9 protein-coding genes and 2 pseudogenes are annotated in these 12,068 nt (G+C 38.0%); 2 read left to right on the top strand and 9 right to left on the bottom strand.

Annotation, left to right across the window (positions count from 1 at the left end; translation table 11 throughout):
* The first annotated feature begins 12 nt into the window (after positions 1–12).
* Positions 13–882 carry a CobW family GTP-binding protein gene (locus SULYE_RS02040; protein ID WP_343122140.1) on the top strand — a complete coding sequence of 290 codons (870 nt, stop codon included), beginning with the start codon at positions 13–15 and terminating at the stop codon, positions 880–882.
* Positions 883–1,182: 300 nt separating this feature from the next.
* On the opposite strand, the gene SULYE_RS02035 is transcribed toward SULYE_RS02040, so the two are convergent.
* The 9 genes and pseudogenes from SULYE_RS02035 to SULYE_RS01995 all read right to left on the bottom strand — a co-directional run.
* On the bottom strand, positions 1,183–1,512 hold the full coding sequence (locus SULYE_RS02035; protein ID WP_007546012.1) for a DUF190 domain-containing protein: 330 nt from the start codon (positions 1,510–1,512) through the stop codon (positions 1,183–1,185).
* Entirely contained in the window at positions 1,509–4,505 is a 2,997-nt protein-coding gene (locus SULYE_RS02030; protein WP_007546010.1) for a DUF2309 domain-containing protein, read from the bottom strand. Before SULYE_RS02030 ends, SULYE_RS02035 begins: the two co-directional genes overlap by 4 nt.
* Before the next feature lie 4 nt (positions 4,506–4,509).
* Positions 4,510–6,792 carry a proton-conducting transporter transmembrane domain-containing protein gene (locus SULYE_RS02025; protein ID WP_007546009.1) on the bottom strand — a complete coding sequence of 761 codons (2,283 nt, stop codon included), beginning with the start codon at positions 6,790–6,792 and terminating at the stop codon, positions 4,510–4,512.
* A 438-nt stretch (positions 6,793–7,230) separates the two neighbouring features.
* On the bottom strand, positions 7,231–7,953 hold the full coding sequence (locus SULYE_RS02020) for a 2-oxoacid:acceptor oxidoreductase family protein (RefSeq protein WP_007546008.1): 723 nt from the start codon (positions 7,951–7,953) through the stop codon (positions 7,231–7,233).
* Positions 7,950–8,810, bottom strand: a complete 861-nt coding sequence (locus tag SULYE_RS02015; RefSeq protein ID WP_007546007.1) for a thiamine pyrophosphate-dependent enzyme — start codon at positions 8,808–8,810, stop codon at positions 7,950–7,952. The genes SULYE_RS02020 and SULYE_RS02015 overlap by 4 nt, the downstream gene beginning before the upstream one ends.
* On the bottom strand, positions 8,800–10,002 hold the full coding sequence (locus SULYE_RS02010) for a transketolase C-terminal domain-containing protein (protein WP_007546006.1): 1,203 nt from the start codon (positions 10,000–10,002) through the stop codon (positions 8,800–8,802). Before SULYE_RS02010 ends, SULYE_RS02015 begins: the two co-directional genes overlap by 11 nt.
* A 67-nt stretch (positions 10,003–10,069) precedes the next feature.
* Entirely contained in the window at positions 10,070–10,642 is a 573-nt protein-coding gene (locus SULYE_RS02005) for a carbon monoxide dehydrogenase beta subunit family protein (protein WP_007546005.1), read from the bottom strand.
* 25 nt (positions 10,643–10,667) lie between these two features.
* Entirely contained in the window at positions 10,668–10,895 is a 228-nt protein-coding gene (locus tag SULYE_RS02000; RefSeq protein ID WP_007546004.1) for a 4Fe-4S dicluster-binding protein, read from the bottom strand.
* 193 nt (positions 10,896–11,088) lie between these two features.
* Positions 11,089–11,355: pseudogene (locus tag SULYE_RS01995) on the bottom strand (integrase core domain-containing protein); the annotation flags it as partial.
* Positions 11,356–11,405: 50 nt separating this feature from the next.
* Between SULYE_RS01995 and SULYE_RS08815 the strand changes: the two are divergent.
* Positions 11,406–12,068 (top strand): annotated as a pseudogene (locus tag SULYE_RS08815) (transposase); the annotation flags it as partial.

Genomic DNA, 12,068 nt, shown 5'->3' with positions numbered 1-12,068 from the left:
CCTTCATAATAACTGGTTATCTCGGGAAGTGGGAAGACCACTCTCCTTTTAAATGCTGCCAAGGAACATTTTTCTGAAAAAAAAGTAGCAGTTATCGTAAACGAGCTTGGAGAAGTAGGTGTTGACGGGAAGATTTTGAAAAACGCATACTCTGAAGTTTTGGAGCTTCCGGAGGGTTGTATATGTTGCTCCATACATGCAGAATTTGAAAAGGCTATCAGTGAACTAAGGGAAAAATATGAACCTGAAGTGCTCATGGTAGAAACCTCTGGTTCTGCTGAGCCTTTTCCTGTTATGATAAGTCTTCAGAACTTAGGGTGCGTAATAGAAGGAGTAATATGCCTTATAGACACGAAGAACTTTAACCTATATAGTCAAGAGGATACCGCTAGACACCAGATAGGCAGTTCTAACGTGCTGGTTTTGAACAAAACAGACCTTGTAGATGAAAACACAATTAAACAAGTGGAAGATAGTGTTGTGGACATATGGAAAAGATATTTACTTAGAAATCTTTTTACCAACGAGCCAGTATTTAAGAGCTTCAAGCTATACAAAACATCTCATGGAAAGCTGCCTGCAGAAGTGTTTAGTGGCATCTTCGCTTTACAAGAAAAACTTTACTATCTTAACGTTGAAGACCATAAACACAACCATACTCAACAAGTAATTTATTTAGACGAAGCTATTGATTATGACGAGCTTCTCAATATGATTAACAACTTACCCACAGATGTTGTTAGAGTTAAGGGAATACTGAAGTTAAAAGACTACCCTGAAGCTCTTGTTGTTAATTATTCTTTTGGTAATTTGGATATAAGTCATACATTGTCCCATTACGAAGGCAGACCTTTCCTTATTCTAATAAAATCAATTAACTAAATTCAACAGTAATACCTTGGAGTGAGAAATTAGGATTTTTATAGATTTTAAAAAGGAGATCCTTCGGACTTACGTCCTTGGGATGACAGAGAAAGGTTGAATAATAAGCATTAAAGGAAGGATGACCTTGTTTGTCATTCTGCAGCCGGAGAAGAATATCATGCTTTTATTGAATTTCTTACTCGACATATTCAAATTATACTATATTAGTACATTTAGTAGTTTACAAAGATAGAAAATAATCCTGTGCAGCTATATTTATGTTAGAATTTAGTTTTTTCCTACATTCCAGTCTATATATTAGTCAATATAGAACTTTTCTACTCTGCTCACCATAACACTGCTAACAAACACTACACCTGAATGCTTGTTCAGAAAAGGAGTTATACCCTCAAGTACTGCTTCAACAAGGTTTTCCGGCATTACCGAAATAACCATCACGAGAGTATCCTCTTCGTTGAATAGAAGATGTCCTTCATGAAAACCATGACTACCCTTTCCAGAAAGGTTATGTATTATAGTGTAGCCATTTACACCTGCTCTTTCTAGTAATTCAATCACAAAATCTAAATCTTCTCCTTTGATAACAATCTCCACCTTTTTCATCTCATGAAGCTTTACACTCTTCATATCATTACCTCCTCTTTTTTAAGATATTCAGTCCAGCTGCCTTCCGAGTATCTATAAAAGATTCCGCTTTCTGGGTCAAAGATAATCACGTTTATCCACTCGTTTTGCATAAGTTCCCTTATCTTTCTTATCTTGTCGATTGCTCTTTTCGCCAACTCAAAAGGAGCCTCTATAACAAGCGTGTATCTTAAAGGTATATGAAAGGGCTTACCATCTTTTAGCACCGTTTGGGCTGGTAGACCTATTCTTAGGTCGCTGTAATTACCGGTCATTACCCCTATTCTTCCCACAATGTTATGATATACCTTGCTTCCGCTGCCATAAACTTCGTTATCCACAGTCGAAAAATAATACTCGGAATTTATCCATTGACCTACAACAGACGGACCTGCGAGTATGTTTTCCAGCAAGAAACCTTTTTTATCTACGCGATAGTCGTAAGAATGCAAGAATACTCTACCCACCAAGTTGGCGGAGCTGGTAAGGCTTCTCCTGCCTATAATAAAGGCATAGTTACCAGAAAGACCCCATTCGGGTCTAACTTCAGACCAATCGTAGGCTTTCTTAGAAACCTCCTCGGGTTTTTTTGCATCCAAAGACTGTCCTCTTTCTATCAGGGTAAGCTCCATAGCCCTTTGAAAATCTTTCTTCATGTTTTCAAGTAGCGGGAGATAGTTGGCGGGCAAAAACTCAAGGTCGTAAAGGAATATTTCGTCGGTAGTCGTATTATGAATGCCCGGGATAAATACAGTGTTTGATGATATCTCCAATCCATGTCTTTGAGCCATTATCTGCCTTACCTCAGGGTCGTTAGCCATAACGCAGAAAACCCTGGCATTATAAATACCTGAAGCACCACCGCAGGCACCGCAATCCAGGGCGGACTCATAGGGGTTATTCTCAGATCTACTCTCGTGTCCAAACACAAAAACTATGGAGGCAAAGTCTTTGGTTAAACCAATGCTTTTTAGGGCTGTGGATATTAGAAACGCCTGCTCTTCCTTTGTAAAGCCTACGCTTTTCAGCCTCTCCTTGAAAAGTTCCACATAACCGCGGTCCACTTTGTATTTATTTTTCAGAATTTCAACCGCCTTTTTCAAGTTATCATCGAGCGTGTCCTCACTGTTTATGCAGGCTTCATACACCCGGCTTACAACCTTGTCGTCAATATCTTGAATCTCAAGATGTTCTTGTAATACTGACCTTATAACGTTAAAGTAGTAAGTTCTTGTTATCTGTTCTATTTCTTCCTCGGAGAGCTTGTTTACCATTAGGGATGTTCTTGTGTGGTCTTTAAGGGTGAGTTCTTTAAGCTTTAGATACTTATCCGGTAGGAAGGTCTTTCCCAAGAAGTCAAAACCAAAGGCAAACCCTAACATCTCCACCGCCACAAAGGGTGCCAATATGTGGTCTTTTACACCGTGAAGAACTTGGTGGATGACCTTTTCCTTTTCTACTCCACTCTTTTTGTAGGGCATCTCAAAAACCACATTTCTTGGAATCACTACCACAGGACATAAAAATTCTTCGTGCCCTTTTTGAAGGTTCACTAAGGCAAAGGGAACACCAAAAAAGCCTGCTATACCGTAAGTTTGATACATTCCTAAGCTTTCAAGGTTTCTCCTAAAACGCTCCGACCGTACATCTATGCAGAACAGCGCTTGAGCAAGAGGCTTTTCTTGCTTCTCTTGGGATAACCTTATGGACTCTATCAGATTCTCTATGTGTGTGTCTTCAAGGGCTCTAAGGTATATATACCCCTCTTCCTCTTTGAACTTTTCATAAACTTTTACCAGTTCAAGGACATACTCTGGGCTGATGCTGTTTATGTCTATGCCTACCTTTTTCGTCCAGTTTGCTAGAAACTGATAATGACTAAGTGTCAGAATTTCCGCCTTTGCTTTTGTGTATTCTTCTACTTTTTCGTGAGGCTTCTTTAGATAATCCCTTATACGATCCCAAAGCTGTGGCGGGCATCTTTTTGTGGCAAGCTCGTACTTGATGTAGGCTCTGGCATAGTCCTTGCTTAAAAACTCTTCCAATGTCCTGTAGGTGGGTTCAAATGGAAGGTCTTTTTTGTTGGCATCTATTACCGCCTTGGCTATCAAAAGTCTTATGGCTGTATAATCTACAACATCAACAGGATGTACCTTTTGCCAGTAGTAAAACTTGTTGTGAGAACGCCACTTTATAAAACCCACTATACCTTTCAGGCGTGCCAGTTCAAGGGTTATGTATCTCTCCCAAAGGGCTTGTGGGAGTTCAAAGGAAGTTAGTATATACTCTATGGCAGGCTCTGGCTCTTCAAAGGCTTCTACCATCTCCTTTAAACCTTTCCCTGCCCATATCAAGAACCTTAAGTTCCTTTTTGCCAACTCTCTCCAAGCTTTGTAAAAGCCCACACTCCTACCGGGCATGTCTATGGTAGACTGTCCTTCGTCCAAAAAGTCAAAAGCTGACTTTATGGTAAGCTCGTCTATGGTTTGGGAGAGGTCTTTACCGGTTAGTATTTTTATGATCTCTTGTATTGTATGCTTTAAGCCTATGGATAGCAAAAGTTCCCTACATACTTGGGCTGGGTTTTCTGTAAAATGTTCTAAGAGGACGTTCATTGTTTCCTTTTCTATTTTTCCCTTGTATAGGTTGTTTAGGGCGGGCTCCTTTATATCCTCAACCATGAGTGTAAAAAACAGTTCTTCATAGGGAAGAGGAGCTTTAGGTTCTACAAAGGAAAGGAACTTTCTTATCCCTTCTTTTAGAAACCGCTCCTTTATGTAGCCCTGAGAGTAAAGTTCTCTGTAATCTTCCCTTTTTAGAAAACCTCTACCTCCAAATAAAAACTCTGCGTCTTTTAGGGCATCCTTGAAGGGTTTATCTTCAAACTCCCTTAGGGGATTACGGGTAATGAAAGTTCTCATGGGCCAAAAGTATGCTATTGGCTCAGAAGATATATTTACCAGAGACCTTATGTATAGCTTTCTTCCCTTTTCCATGAACTTATCTCCTCATAAAGTCTGTATAGTTTATATCCTCTCTTGGCAAGCCGTGCAATGGCCTCCAAACAGAGAGGGCAATGGCTGCACCAAGCAAAAACCATCCTGTTATTAGCAAGGTTGCCTGTATGACATTAGCTTTCAAAAGCGTATCAAAGAATGAATAGAAGCTTGGCATAAGAGGTGTAAGGCATGCTTGCAAAGATGCCATCACTAACAAAAGGGAATAAATGGGAATCTTTTCCATAAGTCCACCGACGTAATAAAAGCTGTCTGTATGCAACATCCTTTTAGTGTAAATGCCAAGGAGATAGAGAAGGGCGGAAGGCAATAGGAGGAAAATAAAGTGGGCTTCTTCCTTGGATAGCCAAATCAGACTAAGGAGCGCAGGATACAGCTCTGAGATGCCTTCCTTAAAGCTTTGACTTAATACAGCCCTTAGCGAGTGGAAAAGTAGCGTAAAGCTTGCGAGATAGTAGAGGAATTCATTTTCTGGTATTCTTATGAACGCAAGGCTTATCACACCCAAAAGTACAACAAGGGGGTAAGAGTATATCCAGAACCTTCTTATGAGGTAAGAGGTTATCAGACTTATGGGAAACAGGGGAATAAAGAATGCAAGTATGAACGCCTCAAGAGGGAAATTCTTCAAGGGCTCTCCTGTGTAGAAAATTCCATAAACAGACAACGCAGAAAAAGAAGTAAAGGCTAAAATACGAGCTATCTTCATAAATCCTTCTCCTATAAGCTTATAAAGGTCTGGGAAGTAAAGTTCTCTGGAAAGGTGGGCGTAAAGGCTAAGGTGAACCTTCACAGGCTCTTCCCTGTTGGCAAAGTATATGAGGATCCAGCCCACCAAGACCAAAATTAAGCTTATAGCTATGCCGAGTACGAGAAGGACAGGGTTAGAAAAAGCCCTTTCGTATACCTTTTCCTGAAGACCTTCGTAAGGAAAGACAAGCCCTTTAAGAAGAAGGGACATAAAGACATATATACTTAGGAAAACAAACAGGGAAACTATGCCTAAGAAGGCAGTAAGCCGAGGTTTTTCCCTACCTACCTTAAAAAGATTAAGAAGCACCTGGGCGGATGTTATCCAGCCAAAGAATAAAAGTATGAGGGGGGCCTGGTATTTAAAGAAATCCGGCTCAAAGATGTAGTGAGTAATCAAAACTAACAGAAGTGGCACCAACAAAGAAATGGCTCCATAAAACAGGGTGGGTGTATCTTTATAAGGCTCCTCCTTTTTTATCAATGCGTCGTAAACCTCGTCCCTTGGAATGTTAGGGTCCCTTCTTGCTTCGTGTATGACTCCTCCTGAGGAGAGAAACAGGGTAGCCTTGAATATACCGTGAGCCATCATATGATATATGGCAAGGGCAAAGGCACCTACGCCTACTTCCATCATCATATAACCCATCTGCCCTACAGTGGAATATCCCAATGCTCTCTTTACATCGTTCTGGATTAACATAAGGGTGGAGCCCAACACAGCAGTTATTATGCCTACCAAGAAGGAAAGACTTAGCCCGTAAAGATCGTAAGCAAACAAGAAGGAAAATTTGCTTACTATGATAGAACCTGCGTTAACTATACCTGCGTGCATAAGAGCGGAAACGGGGGTAGGACCTTCCATACTATAAACTAGCCAAACATGAAAAGGTATTTGTGCAGACTTTATTATACCGCTGAGTATTATTAAGAGAGTCGGTATCCATAGAGTATCTGAAGATTCTGTGGTAATCACTTGGGCTAACTTGCTTATTTCAAAGGTGCCATGCTGTTTGTAAAGTAAAAAGACTGCTATTAGAAGAGGAACATCAGCAAGCCTGTGGGTAAAGAGTGCGAGCCTTCCAGACTCCACCGCTTGCTCTCTTCTGTTGTTAAAAGTAAGTAGAAAATAGAGAATTACTCCCATCAGGTGCCAAGAAGCAAACAAAACAAGTAGGTGGTTTGAAAGAACAAGAGTTAATAAATTCCAAGTCATCAAGTCAAGAAGGATGAAGTATCTTTTCAACCCTTGCTCGTCCTTCATATAGTTTTCCGAGTATTTGTGGATCACAAGGCTTACAAGGAGTATATAGGAAGCAAGAAGAGTTCCAAGACCGTCAAATTTGAAGAAAATAAAAGAACTTTCTTTATTGGCAAATAAGAGTACATATAGACTTAGAAAGAAAGCAATACCTGTTAAAATAGTGCTGACTTTTGAATAATGCCTCTTTTCCAAAAATAAAGAAGTTATTATAGAAAGCAGGGGTGAGATCAAAATAATAAGCTCAATAACCATAACAACTCCTGAAGACGTTTTTAGTTAATTAATTTTAATTAATTAAAATTCATTAAAAGTATGAGCTTCTTTTCCGGCTGCAGAATGACGAATAAGGTTATCCTTTCTCCAAGGTTATATCATCTTTATGAATACTTCTTTTGGAACAGCCTTTTTAAACTATCGACGCTCTTATTGACTCTCTTAAAAATTTAAGTGAAGAATATAAAATTTAACTAGTAGTGATATTTACTTAAATCTGGTTTTTTCTATAAAAAATCTAAATTATTTATAATTTTTTGAATATTTAAGTTAGTATTTGAAAAAGAGAGAGGCGTATACAGTGTATTTTTAATTTTAACACTCACTTATACGCCTCATATTTTCTGTATCTTTTGTGCCAATCTAAAGTCTAAGTTTAATCGATATTTGTTTTATTTATAAAACCCTAATCTGGGGTTACACACCTTGGGTTTTCATTACTTCCTGAGGTCTTGGCAGGAAAGGTTCTATACCTTGTTCATTAGCCCATCTTTCAGCAAGTTCGTAAGCAGATTTTGCAGTATTAAGATTTTTCTCTATAAGCTCTAATTTCTTTTTAAACTTCCTTTCAAGAGCCGAGTCGAGAGACGCTGTACCACCCGACGCTACGAATTTTTTAAGGAATCTTGATTTTATACCTTCTTCTATAGCTTCTAAACCTACACAGCCTATTAAACCAAATAAAGCTCCGATCATAGCCATATTAGTGGAAAGCTCAGTACCTGCTATGTCAATGGCGAATTTTGTAGCTGGAAAGTTAAACACCTTAACATTCAATGACTCTAAGTGTTCTTTGTCTTCATCTGTAAGCAAATCTTCTTCCGTGTTTATAATAATCAAGCCATTTTTCTTTATACCAGAGTAGAAAGGCATGGTATAAGATTTTCCCATAGTGATAACCTGAGGATGAAAAACCATTATAACATCAGGATAAACAACTTCTCCTCTGTCGTAGATAGGTTCCAGGCCGATACGTGCATAACTTTCCGCAGGAGCCATTCTTTTCTCAGCACCAAAAAAAGGGTTAGAAACTGCATAATAACCTTCGTAGTCTGCGGCAGTAGCTATGATGTGAGCTGCGGTAACAGCACCTTGTCCTCCTAAGGCAGGCATTCTTATATTTACTCTTTTTCTTTTCATAATAAACATTCCTCCTTAACTTTGTTGATCACCTCTTCTGCGTGCGGAGTCATATATTCAAAGAAAGCAAATCTTTCTTTATCCCTATTTCTCATTTCCTCAAGTCCATCATCTGAGTTTAAGCCTATCTCAAGTATACATGGAGTGTAAAGGTGTACATAAGTTGGTCCCACTTCCCTTGCAACATATATAGCTTTCTTTATGACTTGCTCAACCCTTTTAGGAGATGAAACTGTAAGTCTTGCTACATAATGACATCCTGAGTCTATGGCAAGCTGCCACATAGGGACTTTGTCAAATTGTTTTCCTTTAGGAGCCATTTTAAACACATATCCTTTAACAGTTAAACCGCTTTCCTGTCCCCCTGTGTTAGCATAAACCTCGTTGTCAAAACAAATGGTTGTTATTCTTTCTTGTCTAAAGAAGGATTGAAGAGTGCAATCAAGACCTATATCAACTGTTGCACCGTCGCCTGCAAGAACTACTACATCTTTTACCTTATCTGGAAAACGAATTTCAAGAACCCTTTTTATACCGGATGCTACGGCATTTTGGTTTCCAAATAATGAGTGAACAGTATGAAGTGCTATATGAGGAAATACTAAGGATGTACATCCCGTAGAGTTGACTATAATAGTATCCTCAGGATTTGGTAGAGACGCTAGGATATATCTTAAAGCTGCGGATTCAGGGCATCCAGCACAAAGAGAATGTTCTTCTACCAGTTCCTTGGAATAAGGTAGATCCATTACTCCTCTTTTTGGATTTCCCCATGTTGCTCTCTCTTGAAGGTCTACTATTTCCTTAGGTATAAATTCTTTTAGGTCTTCGTTGATTTCGTATATATTATATGACATGTTTTACCTCCTTTCCTGTTAATTTTAAAACTTCTTTAACTATAGCTTCTGCAGGCATTGTCATTCCTCCAGCAACTCTTGGAGCACCTATTATCTCAGCGTTAGAGTGGCCATAAAGATATCTTCTAACTTCTCTTTCGAGCCAACCTACTACGTTAAACTCTGGTACGAATATGTACTTAGCACCTTTAACAGATTCTCTTAATTCTTCTATAGGGAAAGGTCTTATAGTTTTGAGTTTTACGACTTTTGCAGGAATACCTTCATCTTCCAAGAGTCTTACAGCTTCCTTTGCCTGAGCAGATGCTGTACCACACGCTACAAAGACTAGCTCTGCTTCTGGATTTCCGAAAAGCTCAATAAGTCCTCTTAGATAATGCTTAGCGTAAGGTCTTGACCTTTCTATTGCAGCCCTTACTTCCCATTGCCAACTTGCATGGGTAGCATAAGATATATAGTTAGACTTCATTACAAATGGGTCTCTTAGAAATCTACCTGGTGGAACTTCTGCATCTATAACAGGCATAGGTGCTTTGTATGGGTTATATGGAGGAAGAGCTATATCATCCGGAGGAAGCATAATAGCTTCTCTTGTATGGGAGACAAAAAAGCCATCTATTACATTAATTACTGGTACATGCACATCAGGTTGCTCGGCTACTGTAAAACCGGCTAATATCATATCAAATAAGTCTTGAGCAGTTTCTGCGTACCATATCATACAACCTGTATCAAGCAAAAATCCCACTTCAAGATTGTCAGGTTGTATAGAAAGTGGAGAGTTTATACCTCTTGCCATCAATACTAATTGAACTGGTATTCTTGTTCCAGCCCACATCGGGAAATTTTCCATAGCTCTGAGAGTTCCTGGTCCAGATGTGGTTGTTATAGTTCTTGCACCTGCCATGGCACATCCTGCTACTTCTGACATAACTCCAAACTCGGACTCACCTCTAAAATAAACACCTACATATCCTTCTGCCCATAGCTCACCGATAAGATGTGCAGCTTCTGACTGTGGAGTTATAGGATAAGAAACGGATGCATCAACGGACGCTCGCCTTACAGCTTCTTTCACCGCCTCAGAACCTGTCATAAAATGTTTAGCTCTTGGAGCTTCAAAAAGAAGATAGTCCGGAGATACTATCTTCTGGCCTGCCCTATTGTATAATAAAGTTTCCGTAGCTTGCATATCATCCTCCTATAAAACGAGTTTTTTTAAGTTTATTCTGAAAAAATGCTATTTAAAATGATTTATATCAATATTGTTTAAGTTCTCTTTTTACCTCCTCTGCTATTTTTATGAACCTTTCCATGTCTTCAGCGTGCTGGTCTCTAAGAGTTATCATTGCGTCTTCGTGCCCTGCCATACTACACATGGCTATAGTAAAACAGTCTGTCTCTGCTCTTATGATCTTTAACGCCACATTTGCATAGTGACAATGGACACCTACAAATATGCAAGCTTTTATCTTGTTATGCCATATAGTAAGATTAGGATGGTTAGGATTTATCTCAACAGATGGATTTATCTTTGGATACTTGGGTCTATAGTCGTACATAGGGATTATTTTAGCTCCTAAAACTTCTGCCATTTTTCTAACAAGCTTAGCCTTTTCCTTTGCTTCTTCGTTCCATGCGTAAAGTACCTGTGGACCGGGAAATATGGTGGGATTTTGTCTTGTCAACATTGCCTTTGCAGCTTCTCGCATGGCAATATCTTCATCTACTATCTCATTAAAAATGAGAGCCTTTCCAGGTGGCGGAGTTAATATTCCTTCATAAACAGCTACCGGATATGGTGAATATCCACTTTGACCTATATGTGCCATATCAGCCTCCTTTAAATTTCTTTACTTAATCTGCATGAACTTCTGGCATAACCATTTTTATAGCATTTCGTTTTAGCAGATGTTCACAAACATAAACGCATAAAGCACAACCCTTACACCTTTCCTCATTCACATAGGCGTGATGTTTTTCGTCGTTATACATTAGCGTGTTTGGCTCTGGACAAAAAAGAGTACATTGCTTGCAGTTGTATTTACTGCATTCGTCGTTTATAACTCTTGCTACATAGTACATATCTAACCTCCTAAAAAATATTTTTTTGGTGTCGCTTATAAGGTAGGGCTAATTAAAAAAATGTCAAGTTCAAAAGTACTATTTTCCTAATCAAAGTTTTAATAAGTATTTAAAAATTGTAAATTAATACTTAACAAAATTTTAAATAATTTAAAACGACCCTCCAAAATTATAAATCACAGCGAGAAAAAAGTCAAGAATTTGTATAAGTCATACCAGTTTGGGAAAATTCCGATTTATTTGAATTTATAATATCACAAAAGTATTGTAAAGGTGATTTTTTGTTTAAACTATGATGAGGTCTTTCTGTGTTATACCATAACATATATTGCAACATCTTTTTATTAAACTCATGAATGTCTTTTAATTCATAATCTTCGTAGTACATCATGAACTCTTCTTGTAATGCTCTATTCATTCTCTCTACATATGCCTGCCCATTTGGATATCTTGGATAGTTAGGAGTTAAAATAATGTTATGTCTAAATAAAATTATAAGGAGGAGCAGCAATGAATAAAAAAGAATACTTTGAAAAAATATTAGACAGAACCGCTGAGGAATTAGTAAAAGAACTTTTTCCAAATGGTATAACAACTCAAGAAAAGATAGGTATAAGAAGCTTTTAGAATCCGTTGTAGAGTTAGTTATGAACCAAGAAAGAAATTTCTTTCTTGAAAATGGCGATGATAACAAAGCAAATGGGTATTATGAAAGAAGTCTAAATACAGGTTCTTTCAAGCTTAACATAAATGTCCCAAGAGATAGAAAAGGTAGGTTTAGACCACAAATATTACCTGACCATTATAAAAGAGTTAATGAAGATTATATAAACCTTCTTAAGAGTTTAGTATCCATTAGAAAAGCTTCTGCTTATGTAGTTCTTTAAAGTAGATTTACAAGGAAACAAAGATATATTTGGATTTTACACATTTTTCAGCAGTGAAAATAAAGCAGATTGGATAAAAGTATTCAATGATTTGATAGATAGAGGACTAAAAAGGATAATGCTTATAGTAAGTGATGATTTTCCTTCAATATCAAAAGCCATAGAAACACTATTTCCTTATACAAACCATCAGCTATGTTTAGTAGTCCATTTACAAAGAAATGTAAAAAGTCAAATGGGTAAAGGAAGATTCGCAAACATTTAACAAAGAACTGAAAAACATAAA

The organism is Sulfurihydrogenibium yellowstonense SS-5 (genome assembly GCF_000173615.1).
GTDB lineage: Bacteria > Aquificota > Aquificia > Aquificales > Hydrogenothermaceae > Sulfurihydrogenibium > Sulfurihydrogenibium yellowstonense.
This window is presented reverse-complemented; position numbering and strand designations above follow the sequence as displayed.

Coding starts and splice junctions, on each gene's coding strand:
- SULYE_RS02035 (WP_007546012.1), bottom strand. CDS start 1,512: ATGAAGAGTGTAAAGCTTCATGAGATGAAAAAGGTGGAGATTGTTATC.
- SULYE_RS02030 (WP_007546010.1), bottom strand. CDS start 4,505: ATGGAAAAGGGAAGAAAGCTATACATAAGGTCTCTGGTAAATATATCT.
- SULYE_RS02025 (WP_007546009.1), bottom strand. CDS start 6,792: ATGGTTATTGAGCTTATTATTTTGATCTCACCCCTGCTTTCTATAATA.
- SULYE_RS02020 (WP_007546008.1), bottom strand. CDS start 7,953: ATGAAAAGAAAAAGAGTAAATATAAGAATGCCTGCCTTAGGAGGACAA.
- SULYE_RS02015 (WP_007546007.1), bottom strand. CDS start 8,810: ATGTCATATAATATATACGAAATCAACGAAGACCTAAAAGAATTTATA.
- SULYE_RS02010 (WP_007546006.1), bottom strand. CDS start 10,002: ATGCAAGCTACGGAAACTTTATTATACAATAGGGCAGGCCAGAAGATA.
- SULYE_RS02005 (WP_007546005.1), bottom strand. CDS start 10,642: ATGGCACATATAGGTCAAAGTGGATATTCACCATATCCGGTAGCTGTT.
- SULYE_RS02000 (WP_007546004.1), bottom strand. CDS start 10,895: ATGTACTATGTAGCAAGAGTTATAAACGACGAATGCAGTAAATACAAC.